General features: G+C 28.5%; 18 protein-coding genes and 1 tRNA gene. 11 read left to right on the top strand and 8 right to left on the bottom strand.

What is annotated here, in order from left to right:
- Positions 1-112: 112 nt before the first annotated feature.
- The 6 genes from N5E64_RS15770 (at position 113) to N5E64_RS03325 (ending at position 9,163) form a co-directional block, all read left to right on the top strand.
- A complete protein-coding gene (locus N5E64_RS15770) occupies positions 113-433 on the top strand; it encodes a DUF6660 family protein (protein ID WP_280061562.1) in 321 nt (106 codons plus the stop codon).
- Positions 434-558: 125 nt separating this feature from the next.
- Positions 559-4,920 (top strand): CusA/CzcA family heavy metal efflux RND transporter, encoded by a 4,362-nt coding sequence (locus tag N5E64_RS03345; protein ID WP_280035777.1) that lies wholly within the window; start codon positions 559-561, stop codon positions 4,918-4,920.
- Position 4,921: 1 nt separating this feature from the next.
- Entirely contained in the window at positions 4,922-6,166 is a 1,245-nt protein-coding gene (locus N5E64_RS03340; protein WP_280035703.1) for an efflux RND transporter periplasmic adaptor subunit, read from the top strand.
- Between the two features lie 1,523 nt (positions 6,167-7,689).
- Positions 7,690-7,896: a helix-turn-helix transcriptional regulator gene (locus tag N5E64_RS03335; protein ID WP_114999434.1), complete on the top strand. Its 207-nt coding sequence runs from the start codon at positions 7,690-7,692 to the stop codon at positions 7,894-7,896.
- Positions 7,893-8,219, top strand: coding sequence for a HipA N-terminal domain-containing protein (locus N5E64_RS03330; RefSeq protein ID WP_114999432.1), 327 nt, complete (start codon positions 7,893-7,895; stop codon positions 8,217-8,219). Before N5E64_RS03335 ends, N5E64_RS03330 begins: the two co-directional genes overlap by 4 nt.
- The gene (locus N5E64_RS03325; protein WP_280035698.1) at positions 8,216-9,163 is read left to right on the top strand and encodes a HipA domain-containing protein; all 948 of its coding nucleotides are present in this window, start codon (positions 8,216-8,218) and stop codon (positions 9,161-9,163) included. The genes N5E64_RS03330 and N5E64_RS03325 overlap by 4 nt, the downstream gene beginning before the upstream one ends.
- A 641-nt stretch (positions 9,164-9,804) precedes the next feature.
- Here the strand turns inward: N5E64_RS03325 and N5E64_RS03320 are convergent.
- Both N5E64_RS03320 and N5E64_RS15765 read right to left on the bottom strand, forming a co-directional pair.
- Positions 9,805-9,878 (bottom strand) — tRNA-Ile (locus tag N5E64_RS03320).
- Positions 9,879-10,079: 201 nt separating this feature from the next.
- Positions 10,080-10,223 carry an Arm DNA-binding domain-containing protein gene (locus N5E64_RS15765; RefSeq protein ID WP_125350087.1) on the bottom strand — a complete coding sequence of 48 codons (144 nt, stop codon included), beginning with the start codon at positions 10,221-10,223 and terminating at the stop codon, positions 10,080-10,082.
- A gap of 196 nt (positions 10,224-10,419) precedes the next feature.
- Here N5E64_RS15765 and N5E64_RS03315 point away from each other — a divergent pair, with 196 nt between their 5' ends.
- Positions 10,420-11,520 (top strand): Fic family protein, encoded by a 1,101-nt coding sequence (locus N5E64_RS03315; protein ID WP_114999427.1) that lies wholly within the window; start codon positions 10,420-10,422, stop codon positions 11,518-11,520.
- Positions 11,521-11,532: 12 nt separating this feature from the next.
- Here N5E64_RS03315 and N5E64_RS03310 read toward each other — a convergent pair whose 3' ends face one another.
- From N5E64_RS03310 to N5E64_RS03285, 6 genes are all read right to left on the bottom strand, one after another.
- Positions 11,533-13,203: an ATP-binding protein gene (locus N5E64_RS03310; RefSeq protein ID WP_114999425.1), complete on the bottom strand. Its 1,671-nt coding sequence runs from the start codon at positions 13,201-13,203 to the stop codon at positions 11,533-11,535.
- A gap of 108 nt (positions 13,204-13,311) precedes the next feature.
- Positions 13,312-15,102, bottom strand: coding sequence for a DUF262 domain-containing protein (locus N5E64_RS03305; protein ID WP_121935430.1), 1,791 nt, complete (start codon positions 15,100-15,102; stop codon positions 13,312-13,314).
- Entirely contained in the window at positions 15,089-16,432 is a 1,344-nt protein-coding gene (locus N5E64_RS03300) for a DUF262 domain-containing protein (RefSeq protein WP_121935429.1), read from the bottom strand. The genes N5E64_RS03305 and N5E64_RS03300 overlap by 14 nt, the downstream gene beginning before the upstream one ends.
- Positions 16,433-16,447: 15 nt before the next feature.
- Positions 16,448-16,777, bottom strand: a complete 330-nt coding sequence (locus N5E64_RS03295; RefSeq protein WP_280035696.1) for a hypothetical protein — start codon at positions 16,775-16,777, stop codon at positions 16,448-16,450.
- A gap of 76 nt (positions 16,778-16,853) precedes the next feature.
- The gene (locus N5E64_RS03290; RefSeq protein WP_280035695.1) at positions 16,854-17,774 is read right to left on the bottom strand and encodes a WYL domain-containing protein; all 921 of its coding nucleotides are present in this window, start codon (positions 17,772-17,774) and stop codon (positions 16,854-16,856) included.
- A 70-nt stretch (positions 17,775-17,844) separates the two neighbouring features.
- Positions 17,845-18,066 carry a hypothetical protein gene (locus tag N5E64_RS03285; protein WP_114999419.1) on the bottom strand — a complete coding sequence of 74 codons (222 nt, stop codon included), beginning with the start codon at positions 18,064-18,066 and terminating at the stop codon, positions 17,845-17,847.
- A 116-nt stretch (positions 18,067-18,182) separates the two neighbouring features.
- Between N5E64_RS03285 and N5E64_RS03280 the strand changes: the two genes are divergently transcribed.
- From N5E64_RS03280 to N5E64_RS03265, 4 genes are all read left to right on the top strand, one after another.
- Positions 18,183-18,497, top strand: a complete 315-nt coding sequence (locus tag N5E64_RS03280; protein WP_114999417.1) for a hypothetical protein — start codon at positions 18,183-18,185, stop codon at positions 18,495-18,497.
- Between the two features lie 87 nt (positions 18,498-18,584).
- Positions 18,585-18,815, top strand: coding sequence for a hypothetical protein (locus tag N5E64_RS03275; protein WP_114999416.1), 231 nt, complete (start codon positions 18,585-18,587; stop codon positions 18,813-18,815).
- A 299-nt stretch (positions 18,816-19,114) separates the two neighbouring features.
- On the top strand, positions 19,115-20,377 hold the full coding sequence (locus tag N5E64_RS03270; RefSeq protein ID WP_280035694.1) for a phage integrase SAM-like domain-containing protein: 1,263 nt from the start codon (positions 19,115-19,117) through the stop codon (positions 20,375-20,377).
- Positions 20,378-20,595: 218 nt separating this feature from the next.
- Positions 20,596-21,168 (top strand): YceI family protein, encoded by a 573-nt coding sequence (locus tag N5E64_RS03265; RefSeq protein WP_038331667.1) that lies wholly within the window; start codon positions 20,596-20,598, stop codon positions 21,166-21,168.
- Positions 21,169-21,171: the final 3 nt, after the last annotated feature.

The raw sequence follows: 21,171 nt of genomic DNA, 5'->3' as shown, positions 1-21,171 counted from the left end.
AACTACATTTCAAATAATTCTTTAGGACTTAGAAATTCTCAATCTTAATTTTCAATATATCTTAACATCGTAAAATTATTATAGTCAAAAAAATGTTTATACATTTGTAACAATGAAATTTATAATTCTCATAATTGCATTATATGTTAATGTTCTATCATTTGTGCCATGTCAAGACACAAATACTAATAGAACGCAAGTTTCTATGGTGCATAGTGAGAAAGATAATTCAGATCATAAAGATCAATGTAGTCCTTTGTGCGTTTGTAATTGTTGTCAAATTACAATTTCATCAATGAAATTTACACGATTACTAAAAACTCCTAAAGTTTTTGAACCAAATACTTCCAAGAAAATACAATTCAAAAAGAATACAATTCAAAACCAATTGTATGCCGATATCTGGCAACCTCCTAAAATAAATATTGCTTAACGAGACGATTTCTTTTTTCGTCTACACATTGATTTCAATTGATATAAAATTGAAGTCAACACTTTTCTGTGCTCATTTATTTTGATAATAAGTGGGTAATGTTAATACAATTAATCAAATTATCTGTGTTAGATAAAATCATAAAATTTAGTATCCAAAACAAAATTGTTATTGGAATTATGACTGTATTGTGGATTATCTGGGGCGTATGGAGCGCAACAAAATTGCCAATAGATGCGGTACCCGATATTACCAACAATCAAGTCCAAATTATTACGGTCAGCCCTACTCTAGCTGGTCAAGAAGTAGAACAATTGGTCACTTTTCCAATTGAGCAAAGTATTGCGAATATTCCTGATATCGAAGAAACAAGAAGTATTTCTCGTTTTGGTTTATCTGTGATTACGGTAGTGTTTAAAGAAGATGTAGATATTTATATTGCGCGTCAATTAGTCAACGAAAAATTAAAAGAAGCACAAGAAGACATTCCGCAAGGTGTTGGCATTCCCGAATTATCACCTGTGAGTACTGGTCTTGGAGAAGTCTATCAATATATTTTACATCCTAAAAAGGGAAGTGAGAAAAAATACAATTCAAAACAATTGCGCGAAATGCAAGATTGGATTGTTCGTAGACAATTAAACGGAACGCCTGGTGTTGCTGAGATCAATAGTTTCGGTGGAGAATTGAAGGAATACGAAGTTGCTTTAGATCCGAATAGATTGCGCGCAATGGGAATTAGTGTATCAGATATTTTTGATGCCTTAGAAAAAAATAATCAAAATACTGGAGGAGCTTACATCGATAAGAAGCCAAATGCTTACTTTATTCGAGGAATTGGAATGGTAACTTCTTTAGATGATGTAAAATTAATTCCTATAAAAAATGCGACGGGAACTGTTCCTATTTTTATAAAAGATGTAGCTGATGTAAGACTAGGACATGCCATACGATACGGAGCAATGACCTACAATGGTGAAGTAGATGCTGTTGGAGGTGTTGTAATGATGTTAAAAGGAGCCAATTCTAACGAAGTGGTTAACCTAATTAAAGATAAAATACCTACAATTCAAAAATCGTTACCAGATGATATCGTCATCGAGCCTTTCCTTGATCGAACGAATTTAGTAAATCGTGCAATTAAAACAGTAGAAAAAAATCTGATCGAAGGTGCATTAATTGTCATTTTTGTATTGGTTATTTTTCTTGGTAATCTAAGAGCTGGTTTAATCGTTGCATCTGCCATTCCTCTATCCTTATTATTTGCATTAGGAATGATGAATGTTTTTGGTGTGAGTGCGAATTTAATGAGTTTAGGAGCTATTGATTTTGGATTGATAGTCGATGGAGCAGTTATTATTGTAGAAGCGACTTTACATCATCTAGGGCTTAGAAAATCAACGCATCGATTAACCCAAAAAGAAATGGATGAAGAGGTTTTTCTTTCAGCTTCAAAAATTAGAAATTCAGCCGCATTCGGGGAAATCATCATACTTATTGTCTACATTCCTATTCTTACTTTGGTTGGTGTAGAAGGAAAAATGTTTACACCAATGGCTAAAACAGTTGGCTTTGCAATTCTAGGCGCATTGATTCTTTCGTTAACGTACATCCCAATGATGAGTGCTTTATTTTTATCAAAAAAGCCTACTCTCAAAGCTTCTTTTTCAGATAAAATGATGGTGAAAATCCATAAAGTTTATGAACCATTATTAGAAAAAGCAATCCGAATCAAATATTGGTTAGTTGGTATTACTGTTGCAATTTTTGCAGTATCAATTATTCAATTCAGAAATATGGGTGGCGAATTTATTCCACAATTACAAGAAGGTGATTTTGCTTTTCACTGTATTTTACCACAAGGAAGTTCCTTAACCCAAAGTTTAGAAACATCCATGCAAGCTTCTCGAATTTTAAAAGAATTTGATGAAGTAAAAATGGTCGTTGGTAAAACAGGTTCTGCTGAGGTTCCTACAGATCCTATGCCTCCTGAAGCAACAGATATGATTGTGGTTCTAAAACCAAAGGACGAATGGAAACGTAACATTTCTTATGAAGAATTAGGTGATGAAATGATGGAAAAACTAGAGGTTATTCCTGGTGTTTTCTTTGAAAAAAATCAACCAATCCAAATGCGTTTTAATGAATTGATGACAGGAATTCGACAAGATGTAGCTGTCAAAATTTTTGGCGAAAATTTAGATTCTCTCTCTTATTATGCAGATAAAACCTCAAAAGCAATTCAATCTGTTGAAGGTGTTACAGCGCCACAAGTGGAACGCGTAAGTGGTTTGCCTCAGATTAATGTTGAATATGACCGAATCCGAATGGCAAATTACGGATTGAATATTCAAGAGGTGAATGATATGTTAAGTACAGCTTTTGCAGGAAAAACAGCAGGTCAAGTTTTTGAGAACGAAAGACGCTTTGATTTAGTTGTTCGTTTGGATAGTGTGCATCGAAAAAGCATAGATGACATTAACAATTTAATGATTCCGACAAATTCTGGCAATCAAATCCCGTTATCTCAAGTTGCCAATGTAAGTTATAAATTGGGTGCTTCACAAATTAGTCGCGAAGAAGGAAAACGAAGAATTGTAATTGGTTTCAACGTAAAAGATCGCGATGTACAATCGGTTGTAAAAGATATTCAGACAAAATTAGACAAAGAAATCAAATTGCCTTCAGGCTATTATTTCACCTATGGAGGGCAGTTCGAAAATCTACAAGCAGCTAGTCAACGTTTGATGATTGCTGTACCAATCTCCTTATTATTAATTTTTATGTTATTGTATTTCACATTTCATTCATTCAAACAAGCAGCATTAATTTTCACAGCAATTCCAATGAGTGCAATCGGAGGTATTTTTGCATTAATTATTCGCGATATGCCATTTAGTATTAGTGCCGGAATTGGTTTTATTGCTTTGTTCGGAGTAGCTGTTTTAAATGGAATTGTTTTAATTGGAACATTCAACCAATTAGAAAAAGAAGGAGAGAAAAATATTTTAAAACGAATAATGGAAGGAACCAATATCCGATTACGACCAGTATTAATGACAGCAACAGTTGCATCGTTAGGATTTTTACCGATGGCAATTTCCACAGGCGCAGGTGCCGAGGTTCAAAAACCTTTAGCAACAGTTGTCATTGGAGGATTAATCACAGCTACTTTTTTAACCTTATTTGTATTACCAATGTTATATTTAATATTTAATTCAAAACTTCCGAAAATAAAATTGAATTCAAAAAATTCACTTCCATTCCTTGTCATCGGAATGTTTTTGATGGGACAATCTATTCAAGCGCAAACTCGTTCAATTAATATTCAAGAAGCACAACAAATTGCAATTGAAAATAATCCATTAATCAAAGCAAATGAACGAAGTATTTCATCAAGTGAAGCTTTAAAAGGAACCGCAAATGAATTACCAAAATTAAATGTGGAAGCACAACTTGGGCAATATGCGAGTCCAAAATTTGATTATGGTTTATCCATTTCTCAAAGTATTCCATTTCCAACGATTTTTAAACATCGAAAGGCAGTTTTAGAATCAGAAGTAAATAGCAAGAAGATACAAAAAGAAGTAACAACAAACGAATTGTTGAAACAAGTGAGAACCTATTTCTATCAGATCGAATATTTAGAATATAACCATAATCAACTCGAACAATTAAATAAACTTTATGTAGAATTTATTCGAATTGCTTCGGTTCGATTTAGTGCAGGTGATATTAAGAAAATCGAAATTAATACGGCAGAAACACAGCAAGGAGAAATCAATTTGTTGCTGAAACAAAACAAAGTGTATTTAGCAAATGCGTACAAAAATCTAAACGTATTATTGAATACCGAAGAGAGTTTTACAATTACCAAAGAGACGAATTATATTCCATTAAAATTGACTGGGATTTTAGACGGTTCTACAATTGAACATAATCCGACGATTAAAGCTTTTTACCAACAGATAGAAATTACGGAACGAAACAAAGAAGTCGTAAAAGCCGAAGGTTTACCAGAATTCTCAGTTGGTGTAAACAGTTTATCGATGATTGGAATGCACGAAAAAAATGGCGTGGAAAGATATTACAATGGCCTTGATCGTTTTACTTCAGTAAACCTTGGTGTAGCAATTCCATTAACGTTTGGTGCTACAAAAGCAAAAATCAAAGCATTGGAATATGATAAACAAGCCATTCAAGAAACAGCCAATTTTCAAAAACAACAATTAAAGATTCAATTGGATAATTCTGTAAATCAATATCAGCAAGATTGGGAACAATATGAATATTATGTAAACCAAGCCATTCCAAATGCAGAGAAAATTGTAAAAGCAGCTCAATTGGGTTACAAAACTGGTGAAATTTCCTATGTCGAATATCTTTTTGCATTGCAAACCGCAACGGATATTCAATTAAAATATCTTGAATCGATACAACAAGTCAATCAAACTATTGTCAATATTAATTCTATCATCAATCAATAAAATGAAAAAAATAAAGATCATTATCTATAGCGTGTTAGCCATATTATTTCTAAATAGTTGTACCAAAGAAACAAAAACGGCACAACCTACAGAAGAAAAAGAAGCCGAACACGAAGAAACGCCACAAACAATTGTTACGCTAACAGAAGAACAGATGAAGGCTGTTGGTATAAAACTGGGAACTATTGAAGTAAAAGAGCTAACGGCTATGATTAAAGCAAACGGACTTTTGAATGTTCCAAACAGTAATATGGCCAGTGTATCATCCATGTTTGGTGGAGTAATACAAACATTACCTATTCAGGAAGGTTCGTATGTCAAAAAAGGACAAGTAATTGCGACAATTTCAAACCCAGAATTTATTCTAACACAAGAACAATACTTAACTGTTTTGAGTCGAATTACCTATGCAGAGCAAGAATTTAGACGACAAAAAGAATTGTTTGATAACGATGCTGGTGCAAAAAAGAATCTTCAGAACTCTTCTGCTGAATTGAAAACATTACGTTCTCAAAAAGCATCTTTGTCTCGTCAACTGCAAATGATGGGAATTAATCCTTCTAAAGTAAGCAATGCAAATTTGAAAAATGGAATGGTAATTACAGCACCAATTAGTGGAACAGTAAGTAAAATTATTGCGCAAATAGGGAGTTATGTAGATGTCTCGTCTCCTGTCGCTGAAATCATTGATAACAGTTCTATTCACTTAGATTTACAAGTTTTCGAGAAAGATTTACCTAAAATGAAAGTTGGTCAAGTTATTCAATTTGAATTAACAAATAATCCAGGAAACAGTTACGAAGCAGTCGTTTACAGCATTGGTTCTTCTTTCGAAAATGAAAGTAAAACCATTGCAGTACATAGCAAAGTACGAGGAAATAAATCTGGATTGATAAATGGAATGAATATTACAGGAGCCGTAAGCTTAAGTAATTCCTCTACACCTGCTGTTCCGAATGAAGCAATTGTAGAAGCAGATGGTAAATTTTACATCTTTGTCAAAACAAACAAAAAAGTAGAAGAGCATACAGACGAAGAAAGTAAAGATCCGAACGAAAAGAACAAAGAACATAAAAATGAAAAATCGATAAACTTTGAAAAAATCGAAGTTGTAAAAGGTTCTTCAGATATGGGTTACACAGCTATTACAACCGTAAATGAAGTTGATCCAAACGCGCAAATTGTTGTAAAAGGATCCTTCTTTGTGAATGCTAAATTAAGTAATTCCGGAGATCACGGACACTAAAACAATTCAAATAAATTGAGTTGTTCCCCTAACTAACTTCCAATAAAAAGTCCGATAGACAATATGTTTATTGGACTTTTTAGTAGTTGTAATAAATAAGTAACTATTTAATTCGTAATTCAAAAATCTCAAATACTTTTTAATAATTCGTTATCATCGTCTAATTCTTCGATACAACGTTTTACAAACGTCACTCAGACTGACCCGATACTGAGAAGCTGAAATAAATTCAACTTGACGAATCGTTGTCATTTAAAAAAATATTTGAAATAAAGAATTTGAGATTAAGAGGAGGAGCCATGGTATGGCTCAGGTATTCCTTTTCTTTTATGTCACTTTTTTTCGTCAAAAAAACTAACGAAAAAAGACTTGGCCGTAAACCTCTCTACTAAAAATGTTCTCATTTCACTAAAGATTTTAAAAACCCTACGGGCTAAAACCTTTTTTACGTTTTATTCAACCATTTTCTTAACGTGTGAGTTTTAATGCCGGGTTTTCATCCTTTTTCAATATTCAAATCCACTTTCAACAAAGAATTTATAAACTGTTATTGCTGAAAAGTCGAGCGTCAATTCGGCGTAAAGAGCGTTAAAAATGATTTACTGTTCACATTTTTATGTGAATGATTTAAAGCATTTAGCGAATAGCCATTATTGACCGACTTGTAAGCGCAGTCTTGATTTTTTGATTACTTTTTGATCAAGCAAAAAGTAATAAATAAAGAACTACTAATTATTCTCTTATTCACGTAATTATGTTCAGATCCTCAACTCGTTGTTAATTTGAGGTATCGAGAAATCTATTACTTTCATTTTTTTATTCATAGCTTATCTATTTTAATTATAGGTATTCATATGCCCTTCGGGGAATAGTCAAAAAAACTAACGAAAAAAGACTTGGCTGTAAAACTCTCTACTAAATATGTTCTCATTTCTCTAAAGATTTTAAAAACCCTACGGGCTAAAACCTTTTAAACGCTCCATTCAACCATTTTCTTAACGTGTGTGTTTTAATACCGTTTTCGTCATTCTTTTCCAATATTCAAATTCGCTTTTAGTATGGTCACTGAGGTTTTAGAAGGAAAAAATCAAACATGCGAAGGGAATAGATCGTAAAAATGTGGCTTCGTGAACCTCAGCCACCAAGAAAAACCTGTTCCTAGGCTCTCGAAGGGAAAAGATCAAACTATCAAGAAGAAAAGGTTTTCAGTATGGTTAAAATTTAGTTTATATCCATTTGTTATACGTCTTAATTAAAATTCGTCAGTTCGAGTGATTTTTCGAAATAATAATGAAGAAAAATTGTATCGAGAATAGAATTTTATCTTCAAAAAATTCAGCCACCAAAAGATCGTTCCCTGAGTTCTAAAAAGGAAAATATCGTAAAAGTGTGACTTCGAGAACCTCAGCCACAAAGAAATAATCGTACCCTAAAAGGTATAATACTTACGTTTAAATAAATATTATACCTTTTTGGGTATAAAATAAAAATTATGACTATATTTATACCTCAAAGGGTATAATATGAATCAATCAATTGCAGAATTTATCAAACAAAAAAGAAAAAGATTAAAACTTACACAACCTGAATTGGCTGAGAGAGCTGGAGTTGGTTTAAGATTTATTCGTGAACTAGAACAAGGAAAACCTTCTGTAAGGTTAGATAAAGTTAATCAAGTTTTAGCTTTATTTGGTTCTGAAGTTGGTGTAATTGATAAAATTGAGCAATGAGAAAAGGTTTAGTCTATTATAAAAATCTATTTGCAGGAACAATTTCTGAAAATGAAAATGGTTATATTTTTAAATACGATCAAGAATATTTGAATAATTTGGAATCGAAACCAATTAGTTTAATGCTTCCAAAACAACAAGATTCGTATGAAAGTAAAATTTTATTTCCTTTTTTTGATGGATTAATACCAGAAGGTTGGCTTTTGAATATTGCAGTAAAAAATTGGAAATTAAATTCTAAAGATCGTTTTGGTTTATTATTAACCCTTTGCAAAGATTGTATTGGAGCTGTTTCTATCATTTCAAATAATGAAGAATTATGATAAAATGCCTTAGTTGTTACAAAGAATTAGCAGAAAATGAAACTGATTTTCATTCTAAATGTTCTAAAAAAATATTTGGTTCAACTACTCCTCCACTAATTGAATTTGATAGTAAACAATTAGAAGAATTAGCAAAAGAGTTGATTGTAAAAAGTGTTGCAGTTACAGGTGTACAGCCAAAATTATCTTTAAATCTTATAAGCGATATAAATAAACAATCAAGATTTACAATTGTTGATCTTGAAGGAAATTATATTTTAAAACCTGCTTCAAAAGAATATATCGACTTACCCGAAAATGAAGACTTAACCATGCATTTAGCGGAATTGGTAAAAATAAAAACAGCAACACACACACTTATTCGGCTTAATTCAGGTGAATTGGCTTATTTAACAAAGCGATTTGATCGAAAAAATGAAGATAAAATTGCTGTTGAAGACTTTTGTCAATTGACTGAAAATTTAACGGAACATAAATATCGAGGTTCAATAGAAAAAATCGGAAAATTAATCTATCAACTAACTAAAAATAGTGGATTTGAAGCTCAAAAATTATTTGAAATTGTTTTATTTAATTATTTGACTGCAAATGCTGATATGCATCTTAAAAACTATTCATTAATCGAAAATGATTTCAATGAATACGAATTATCTCCAGCTTACGATTTATTGAATACGCTGTTATTAATTCCCAATGATAAGGAAGAATCTGCATTAACAATTAATGGTAAAAAAAATAGATTAAAAATAGAAGATTTCAATCAGTTAGCGAAAACATTAAAAATACCTAATAAATCAGTAGAATCTATTTACAAAAGATTCATCAAAATTAAACTAAAATGGATCGATTTTGTGGAGATTAGTTTCTTAAATAAGGATACTAAACAAGCGTATATTGAAACATTGAACACTAGATTTAATAAATTGTTTAGTTCTAATAATTAGAGCAAGTATGACTTCAAGAACCTCAGCCACCAAGAAAAATCTGTTCCTAGGCTCTCGAAGGGAAAAGAGCAAACTCTCGAGAAGAAAAGATCGTAAAATGTGACTTCGAAAACCTCAGCCACCAAGAAAACCGTTCCCTGAGCATTCTAAATGCAGTATCTTTCTATAACTTTTTTATTCATAGCTTAATCTATTTTAATTATAGATATTCATTTGAAACAATTAATAACTCATGAATAAAAAATGAATGAATATAGTTTTTCAAAATCCTTTTTCTAATTCAAATTCGTTGTCACTTTTAACAACAAATTTTGTCATTCTGAACTCGTTTCAGAACCGCATCCTTAGTCTTAGCCTTAGCCTTAGTCTTTGTCTTAGTCTTAGTCTCATTCACATCGTAAAATACATATATCTGAAACCTCAAAAACTACTAATCGGCTCATAATTCATACTTTTTTGAGCCAATTAATCAAAATAATCGGCTCATCGTTAAATGAAATAAAAAAATAAATTGGGATTACCTTATTGAAGAAAGTCTTTCAAGCTTACTAAAAAAAACATAAAAACTTTATTTACAATAAATTACAAATAAAATTAAAAATTATAGACATAAAAAAAGCACCTTTAAAAAGGTGCTTTTGTGGTCCCACTTGGGCTCGAACCAAGGACTTGCTGATTATGAGTCAGCTACTCTAACCAGCTGAGTTATAGGACCCAAAGTAAAAGATCAATTTCTTTTCTCATGGGTGCAAATATATAAAATCTAAAACATAAAAAACAAGTTAAAAATAAAAGAATTTTGATATTTTTTACAACAAATTCAATTACAATATAATAATAGTGTAAATTTTTATATAATATTTACAATCCTTAATTTGATTAAAAATGAAATGAAATAATTTATGGTTTATTATCATTATAACTTTATTAAATATAATTGACCTGTTGAAAAATATGTTCTCTTTCCATTCTGATAACAGCAAATCTGAATTAATAATTCTTCATTTTTATTGATTTTATTCTTCCTATTATAAACCAATGAAATTTGTATTTGGCTCATAATTATATGTTTTAAAAGTCAAATCTATTTTATAAGAATGATGATTTTCTTATTTAGAATTGGGCTAAGAAAGATGAAGTAAAATAGTGAATTTAAAATGTTTAATTGATGTTAATGAACTTAATGAGCTAAATAAATTTATTAATCGGCTCATATTTTTATTATATTTGAGCCAATTAGATTAAATAATCGGCTCATGAAATACAATTGGCAATATAAAAATTGGGCAAATTTTGAATATGACTCATCTGTAATTGACCAAATAGTTATAAAATTTGCTTTAAAAACAGGCGAATTAAAAGGAATGATTGATACCCTGCCCGAAGATATCAAGCAAGAAACGATTATTCAATTTATGATTGATGAAGCAATTAAAACTTCTGAGATTGAAGGCGAATTTTATAGCCGTCAAGATGTAATGTCATCCATTAAAAATAAAATTGGGATTCATTCTTCTATTAGCCATATAAAAGATAAAAATGCACGTGGAATAGGTGAATTAATGGTCGATGTTCGTAATAACTTTAAAACTGAACTAACAGAAGATTTAGTAAAAGAATGGCATAAAATCTTATTCGAAAATTCTACTTCTATTAATGCAGGAAATTATAGAATCGGTGAAGAGCCAATGGTTATTGTTTCGGGAGCATATGGACGTGAAAAAATACATTATCAAGCTCCTCCTTCAGAATTAGTTTCAACAGAAATGCAAAAATTTGTCAATTGGTATAATGAAATCAAAGTTGAACCAATCGATATTAAAAATGCATTAATTAAAGCATCTATTGCACATTTATATTTTGAATCAATCCATCCGTTTGAAGATGGAAATGGACGAATTGGACGTGCTATTGCAGAAAAATGTTTAGCAGAAAGTTTTAATCGTCCGTTAATCATGAGTTTATCAAGTACGATTGAAAAGGATAAAAAGAATTATTACGAAGCATTGAAAGATGCTCAGCAAACATTAGAAATTACAGATTGGATTTTGTATTTTTCTACAACTATTCTTGATGCACAAATCCAAGCAAAGAAAATAACCAATTTTATTTTAAATAAAACGAAGTTTTTAGATCAAACAAAACCTCTTTTAAACGAACGTCAGCTAAAAGTCGTTATCAAAATGTTGGATCAAGGAGCAGAAGGATTTGAAGGCGGAATGTCAGCAAAGAAATATATTTCGATAACAAAAACATCAAAAGCTACGGCTACACGTGATTTACAAGATTTAGTTGAAAAAAAAGTATTGATTACTGAAGGTGCAGGACGTTCTGTTAGATATGAGTTGAATATGTAGTTAACAAAGCTTTTAACTACTTTTCCCAAAACCAATTTTAGGACTTTCAGAATTTATTAATTCGTCATTACAAAATTGTTGTATTTCGTTAATATTACATTTCTTATCATAAAGCACTTCGTTAATCTCACTTTTACGGTAAATATTCTCAATTTGCCCTCCAGAGAAATTAAATGTTGCAGCTAATTTTTTGCAGGAATCTTTCGTTAAATAAGGAAATTTTGATTTCCAAATTTTAGCTTTAATTGATTCTTTTGGTTGATCAAAAAATATTTTATACAAAAACCTTCTCTCAAATGCGGTATCTAAATTCGTTGCCAAATTTGTAGTGGCCATCAAAATTCCGTCAAAATTCTCCAGTTCTTCCAAAAGAATATTCTGAATTGTATTTTCCGTTTGCGCAACATTAGAGCTATTAATTTCTTTTCTTGTAGAAAATATCGCATCAGCTTCGTTAAATAACAAAATAGGTGTGTGATTACATTCATTTAAAAACGATTTATATGATGTAAAAACACGTTTAATGACTTTTTCACTTTCTCCAAACCACATTGATTTTGATTGACTGATATCAACTTTCATGATTGAGCGATTTGTTGATTTTGCTAATTGTTTAACTACTTCTGTTTTACCTGTACCAGGAAATCCATGTAATAATATTGAAATTCCTTTTGGTAAACCTTTTTCCTTTAACCTATTTTGTGTTTCTTTAAACTTGCTTTCTTCTAATAAATTTTCTAAAAAACTAAGTTGCTTCATCTCATCTTGATCAAAAATCAATTCACGTGCAACAATTTCTAATGGTTCAATAACATTATCTTTTTTTACTTTATTGTGCATTAATTTAATTCCACAATCAAATAGAAGTTGATACGATTTACTCGATAATTTCATTTCAGTATCGTTAAAAAACTTCGCTTCCACAATTTCAATTAAATTGTTTTCTAATAATACATGATTAGCATTTATTAAATTTTGCATTACATCAATTCGCTTACCAGCATTTTCATAGATTCCTTCTAATGCTCTACCAATATCTGTCGATTCTTTACCCGTAATTGTTTTCCAAATCAAATACAGGAAAAGATAATTTTCATCGATAGTAAAATTAAATTGTTTCACTTTTTTAATTAATGGAAAATTGACATGAAGATTAATTATTTGTCTTGTATATCTAAATAACTCAGAAGTAGAAATTTCGTCTTCATCTCTACGATTTCCCAAATTGTATATTTCTTCCAAACAATCTATGACATCATTTTTTTTCTCATCCAGAATTTTAGGAAAAGGTTTATTATTAAGAATGGCATTAGTAATTTCTTCATTGATTGTAAACTCATCATAAATTCCTTGAAGTTTTATTCGGTGTCTAGACTTCTGTTTTTTAATAAATTTCTGCTTTTGCAAAAAATCTAAATCGTCTGAAAATTCAAGAATTCTCATTGGATTACAATCAAAATATTGAATTAAATCATTCAAATCAACAGTTCTCCCTTTATAATTTAAAGCAATAATAACAGCTATGAATAATATTTGACTTTCAGATAATTTAAAATAACGTTGTAGTAAATTTATTTCATCTTTTGCACTTTCAAAAAATGAGTTTTCTAATTTACAATTTTCAGCTTTTTCATATAAAAGACCAATATTTTCTAAGATTTGTTTTTTGTTAAGAGTTTCCATTATTTACTTATTTGTAACAAATGTATTTTTAGATAAAGACAATACATGTCCATTAAAAAGTTATAAAATAAAAAAAGACTCATCTAAAGATGAGTCTATATGTAGAAATTAATTATTATATTTCTCTAATAGTTGTAAAATTTCTTTTTCATGAGCTTTTATTTGAGTACTTCCCCAATTTTCGTTATCATAACTTTCAAACATCACTAAACGTTTTAAGGATGAATTATCATTAGCAAAATGCCTCTTCTTATATTCTGGGTGTTGGTCATTAGCTGATGAATTTTGTGAAACTGAAATCAAACATAAATTACCCAAGTTATTTAAGTAATTAGCTTCCTCCGTATTCTCATTTATTTTAGACTGTGGTAATAAATGCTCTTTAGAATTGAGTTGGCTAAATTTAAAATCCTTAAACCATAATTTTTTACGATTGATTTTTTCCTTTAATGAATATAATTTATCTTCTTTATTTAATTCATCTTCTTTATACAATTTCCAAAGTAAAAAATCAATGTAATAGAAATTATAAATAGTAATTTCTGGGTAGGTTATTTTTTTTCCATCATATTTATCTTTAGCAATGCTCAATAATTTTTCAATATATCCATTCAATGAAAAATCATTAAATTTTAAAATATCATGTAACCAATTATTATTTGAATTTGATGGATTCGAATAATATAACATTGTTAGAAGTTTTATTAATTCATCATCATTTTCAGAAAATGTTTTAACATTATAATCTAATGTTTCATTATATTTCCTAATCCCCCAATTTTGTCTATCTTCTTCTGATACTGTCAAATCTTGCTTAATGACATATTTATCAAAAACAATACGGTATTTCAATAAATAATTAATAAATTTTAATGAAAAGACTTCGTCTTTATGCTGAAAATATTCTAATAATTTTTTATCATCTAATGGTGTATTTTCATCTACAAGTTTTAGAACTTGCATTAAAAAATTTGGAAAGTCAATTATAGAACGATATTTTGCTTTTATTTCTTTTTTTTCTTGAGATAAACTGCTTAAGTCAATAGATTTTTCATCGTTAAGAATTTCACTCAATGTCTTTTCTTGATCTATTGAATAATTGGTTTTAAAATTAATCTCATCAAAAATTATGTTTTCCTGTTCTTTAAAAATTATTTCCCTTTCATCTGAATTAAAATTAGACCAAACGTAATCAGTCATATCAGAACAAGCGTCCCAAATTTTGGCAAACTTTTCCTGTTTTACTTGTTTTGTTTCATTATCATTATCATCAATTTTCCCCATTAACAAAGATTTTACAATTTCGTGTTTTTCTAACTGCTCTCCACGATTATTCATAATTTCAAAATAATGATTCAAATCGGTATCTTGAGGTACTTCAACCAAAAAAACTTTCACGTTCTCATAGAAGTTGGTTGAAAATTTCTGCATATCAATATGACTCAATTCTTCTTGTATAATATTGATTGCTGCTTGTATATTTTTTACACCTTGTGATGATATTTTATCGAAATCAGAAAAATTACTGTATAATTTTTCTATATAATTTTGAATATTTTTTCTTGAATCGAATTTTAAATTTGTTGATTTAACTTGACCGTAATCATTACTCATTAAAACAAGATTTATTAGTGTTAAAGTCGTGTGTCTTTGTTGACCATCAATCAATTCTAAATCTCCATTATCTCTTTTAAAATAAACTAAGGAACCTAAATAATAAGTTTTATCTCCATCTGTTTTATCTTCATCTGTTTTATCTCCCGAAAAATACTCTTTAATATCTGTAATCAACTGCGATATTTCTCCCTTTCCCCATGAATAATTTCTTTGATAAATAGGAATTACATATTGGTTTTGAGATAATATATTTTTTAACGAAATAGCTTTATTTTGATTCATTTTCTCTAAAATTATTTGTGTTTATGGCTTCTTTAATAAATTCAATATTATTCACTAAATCCAAATCTTCCTTAATTTTAATTGGTTTGAAAATATAGTTTCTCAATTGATTAGGATCTAATGAATTATTTATTTCTTGAATAATTTTTCTTGATGGGCTATTCAAAATTGTTTCTAAACGAATAGATTTAGAGTTACATCTAATAAAAAACACTTCTTTATAAAATGCTATGTAATAGTTTTCAAAATCACTCACAAAACCAAATCTATCTATAAATTGTAAAAGAATATTTTCGTATAAATTCCTTACTTTCTGATCTCCAGCGCGGTCAGATTGATAATATAAACAATACTTTTTATAAAACTTATTAAATGCAGACACCTCCATTTTTTGCTCTAACGGAATCAAGTTATTTTTTAGTTCTATATAATGTTCTATATACTCAAAAAATCGTTTACCATTAATAATAGGCATTGTTATAGAAAAAGGATAGGTTTGGGACATTTTATGATTCTTAAGATAATAATCATTTTGAGCATTTGTTATAACCCCATCAAGTGTACGCAAACTTTCTTCATAAGGAAATTGTTGCTTTTCATATAATGAAATCCCTTTAAATTCATCAATATCTTTTTTAGTAAAATTATAAATAGATTCATTTTTAGCCCATTTTCTAATTTTAAAAAGATGATTATCAAAAATTGGTTTCAAAGTATGGTTTTCGATAGATTCTTCCCATTTTTTTACACAATTAGATTTTTCTTCTTCAGTATTATACTTCATTTCTCTAAGATGAAATGCTTTTAAGAGATCATAAGGTTCTAATTCTTTTCCTCTTGCATTTTGAGAATCGAATAATTGAAATGCTTCATCTTGATTAAAAACCGTAAATAAAACAAACTCACAGTTCTCAATCAATTTATTATAGAAAAATTCGATATTTTCTTTTGATATTTTTTGTTTCCAATTATTAATAACTCTATAATTGTAAACAATATTTTCTTTCGATATTTTATGTTTATATTTTTGATTTAATAATAAACAATCTTCCTTGTCTAATGCTTTTAAAAGAATAGAAATAGTCGTTAAACGCTGTTGTCCATCAACAATATTTAATTCATTCTTATTTACTTCATGTAAAATAACACTGCCAATTCTATATGTTTTTTCTTGTATAATAATATGTTCATAAATATCATCTAATAATTGTGTTACGTGTTTTTCGTCCCATTTGTAAGGTCGCTGATATGGAGGTATTTTTAAACTATTATTAGAAATAATTTCTTTTAGTGATTTTATTTCTTGTTTTGCTATTCTTGATTCATTCATTTTAAAATTCTTTACTTATTCTCCAAAAACATTACGCCAACTCATATCATCTTCATCAAAATCATCATCATGTCTATTTGGAAACATCATATCCAATTCAGCTTCTTCATTATAAAAATCAAACTCTTGTTTCATTTCTTTTACTAAACTATTAAGTTTTCTAAGCTTAATTAATTCAGTTTCTTGATTTTCAAACATAGGTTCATCCTGAAAACTATATTCATCTAACAAAAGTCTTACCTCATCTTCTAACTCATAAACTTCATCTTCAACATCATAATTATCATTGTCAAGCTCTTCATATAATTTATTATAGGTATCAAAAAGCGACTCTATTTGTTTCATAATTTTGGTTTTAGTAATTATTCAAAAATATTTTATTTCTAAAAATTTATTTTACGGTTTTACGTAATTGAAAATTTTATTTTTGGTTCTTAAGATTATTTAATCCTACCTCCAAAAATTTTAAAAATTTCTCTCTTACAACTTTTGGTTCTAATGATAATAAACGTTCATTATGCGTTAAGATTTCTTGGTAAAAATCATAAGTTGGAACTAAATTTAGTTCAAGTTTCAACTCATTTTCATTGTCTACAAGAATCTTTTGAGAATGATGAATGGGTAAGGATTTTACATACATTCCTTGCCATGGAATCAGAGATAAAGTGATTTTAGTTGGCTCTTGTCCTAATGTCGAAATAATACCAAACGAATTGATAAACATATCTTCAACATTCACAATATTATTCTTTACAAAAGTTGAAGAATGGATTTCTAAATTTGAAATTCTGTCCAATCCATATGTTTTCAAAGTAAAATCATCATCATTACGATCTTTTGCAATCAAATACCAACGATTTCTAAATTCTTTTACTGCATAAGGTTCTAAAACCTTTTTATTAGGAACACCTTCCCAATATTTCGTATAAGTGCAACTAATAATTTTTGTGTTTTTAATCGCATGAATTAGTCCATCAAGATTTTCCAATCCAGAAGCTTGTCTTTTTTCAAAAAGTAAGATGTTCGCTTGGTCAGCTGCCTTTTTATATGCATTAACTAATAATAAATTATCAAAAATAGTTTGATTTGATTCGTTATCTTCAATAATCTGATAAAGCATTGTAGAACGATTGAACTTTGTTTCTATTTTAAAAAGTTCTAGAAGCAATTTACGATCGCGCTTAAAAGTTTTTTCACTGAAAGCTAATTCACCATCATAATCTTCTTCATCGTATTTTTTTTCCAAATACTGTTGAATATCTCTAAATGTTACACCTCTTGGTTTAGATTTTAGGAAGTTTGATATATTCATCAACCGAAACATTTGTTCTCTTTTAGCCATATTTTGTAATTTTAATACAAACATAAAATAGCTTACGGACAAACAATGTCGGTTTGCTTTTATATTAAAATTATTTATTTAATAACCTTAATCGTTCTCGAATTCTTTTCAATACATTTTGATCAAGATCATTGTAGTTATCTCTTAAACCCTGTGTAAAATCGTCATCTTTAAATTCGTTTATTTTTAAATTAAATAAGATTTGTGTAAATCGTTGTTCAGGATTTTTAGAAGAATATTCTTTTATCAATTCTACTAATTCATCAACTTTATTTATATTTTCTTCAATCATTTTTAAGAAATTTTTAGGTGTGCATAATTTTTAAAAAATATTATTTTCAAATTTATCAATAGCTAAGACCATACTATGTCCACACCTCAATATAGTTTTGAAACAAAATAAAAAAAATGAAAGAAAAAGAATATAAAATTGAAAAGCACATTTTAGAAAATGGTTTAAAAGAAACTTTTATAGGAAGTATTGAAAAAATAGTAAATGAAATGTCATCATTTTTAAGAAATAAATCATTCCAGGATAAAATTGTTATCAAAATTAAATGCGATCATTCTAAAGAAATTACGATGGATGATATAGGATTAATCAATGATGTAATTCAAAAAGAAATGCATAATAATGCTTCTATTGTAATGAATATTGAAGAAAATGATGTAGTAGAAAATAACGATTATGAATTATCTCTTTATTATTTGATAGAGAAATAAATAATACAATTATGTAAAAACGAAAAAATATAATTAAAACAGGGATTAACTTGTCCACATTAACAAAAACTATAAATATTAAAAATTATGTCACAAATGATTAATTACAATGGCGAAATGATTCGTATCAATCCAACAAACTCTAACAAATTAGAATATTCTAAAAATGATGGGAGGACTTGGAGCACAAGATTCTCAGGGTCTTCTTATGGAAACTTTATTGAGTTAATTGACAATGGTAAAGAATTACTTGCCAATACAAGTAAAGGATTATATTATTCAAAAAACGAAGGTAGAACTTGGAGTAAAAGAAACTAATAAAAAAATAAAATGGGTATCAAACGGGTATCAAAACAATGGTGAAAAATGGTGATTTTAAAATGTAGTAAAATTGCTAAATGATTAAAATTCAGCATAATTAAATAAAAAAAGCACCTTTAAAAAGGTGCTTTTGTGGTCCCACTTGGAGTTCTGTTTGTTTATACCAGCTTTTAATGTATTTTTACACATTATATAACAGATAGTTAGTGTTTTACATGAATTTGTTTTAATTAATTTTAACCTATTTTAATTTCAAAAACACCCCCTTTCTTACCCCCTAATTAAAAGTTGTTATAATGAATTATCATTTTGAGCTAAGGAAAGATAAAATAAACAAAGATGGTCTGATTCCTATTAGATTAGTTGTTACGCACGGAAAAGCTAGAATTCGTAAGAATATTAATGCGAAAACTATTAACACTGACTGGAATAAAGATAATTATTCCATTAAGAACCATAAAAAGAGTTCATTTTATGAATTTTATAAAGTCTCAAATAAAGAAATCCAATCTGTAATTGAAAAAGTAGAATTTATTTTCAAGTTTTTTGAATACAATGAAATAGATTTTTCAGAACAAATATTTAATGAAAGGTTCGATGAAGATAATACTAAAATTTCGATTGACTTTTTTGAAGCATTTCAAGAATTTATTGATGTTTCAAAATTAACCAAAGCTACTGGAACAATTAAAAAATATACTACAGTACAAAATTTTCTAAAAGATTTTAAAACTTTTACAAAATATCCATTACGTTTTGATACTATCAATAAGAAATTTGAAGAAGTCTTTATGCTTTATTGTTTTGAAGAACGTAAAACGGTTAATAATTACTACGGAAAATTAATTTCAATCATAAAAACCTTTATGCAATGGAGTTTTGATCGACAATATCATAATTCTATTGAATATAAACGAATTAAACGTACTGAAGATGAAATAGAAGTTATTTATCTGTCTATGGATGAATTAATGGAATTGTACAATCATAAATTTGAAAATAAATCTATGGAAAGAGCAAGAGATTTTTTCTGTTTTGGTTGTTTTACGGGTTTACGTCATTCAGATATTTACAATCTTGATAATGCAAATATTTACGACGATCATATTAATTTATCCTTAATAAAAACCAAAACTAATGATCATATTATTCCATTAAATGATTTTGCAAAAGCTATTTTAGAGAAATATAAAAACACAATTTACAATCCAATTCCTAAAATTTACTCACAGAAATTAAATAAAAAAATTCAAGATTGTTGCGAAGAATTAAAATGGTTTGATGAAGTTAAGTTAGTGCGTTTTATTGGAACTGAAAGAGTTTATAAAAAATTTCAAAAGTATCAATTAATCACTTCCCATGTAGCACGAAAAACCTTTATTACAAATGGTTTAATCTTAGGAATGAATGAACGTGTTTTAAGAAATATCACAAATAGTAAAGATGAAAAATCTTTCAGACGCTATGTAAAAATTGAGGAAGTACAAAAGCAGAAGGAAATGGATATTTGGAAATCGAGAATAAAAAAACATCTACCTACTGGTATTTTAGTCCAGTAAAATAATATTAAACACTTCTATTGAAGTGTTTTTTTTATTGCTAACAAATTCAAAATCTTTACTTTTTGGAATATTAATTGATACAATTTGATTGTTTTTTAGTTGAAAAAATCAAGTTTTTTAATTTCTTATCTTATGTCAATGAAATCTCATTGAGGTCTGAGCTAAATTTGTCCTATCAAAATAATTAATTAAAAACAATCAAATAATCATTCGTTATGAAAAAATTATTATTCACGTTAATGTTATCAGCAGCTTCAATGTCTGCATTCGCTCAAAATTATACAAATGATAAAGCACACTCAAAATTAGGTTTTTCTGTTTCTCACATGACAATTTCTGATGTTGAAGGACAATTCCAAAATTTTGATGTTCATTTAAACTTTACAAAAGAAGATTTAAGCGATGCAAAATTTCATGTAGTTGCAGATATCAATTCAATCAATACAGGAGTTGAAGCTCGTGATAATCATTTAAAATCAGCAGATTTTTTCAATGCAGCAAAAAATTCAAAATTAGAATTCTCTTCAAAAGGAATCACACGTGTTAAAGGAAATCAATTTAAAATGGTTGGTGATTTAACATTAAACGGAGTAACTAAACCAGTTGCATTAAAATTAGTTTACAACGGAAGCATCAATAATAACGGAGTTAAAACGTACGGATTTACAGTAAAAGGAAATGTAAAAAGAAGTGATTTTAATATCGGTGGTAATTTCCCAGAAGCTGTTGTAGGTGATGTTGTTACCTTAACATCTAACTTAGAATTTGCAGCTCCAAAAGCTAAATAATAA

This window comes from Empedobacter sp. GD03739 (genome assembly GCF_029843245.1).
Lineage (GTDB): Bacteria > Bacteroidota > Bacteroidia > Flavobacteriales > Weeksellaceae > Empedobacter > Empedobacter falsenii_B.
This window is presented reverse-complemented; position numbering and strand designations above follow the sequence as displayed.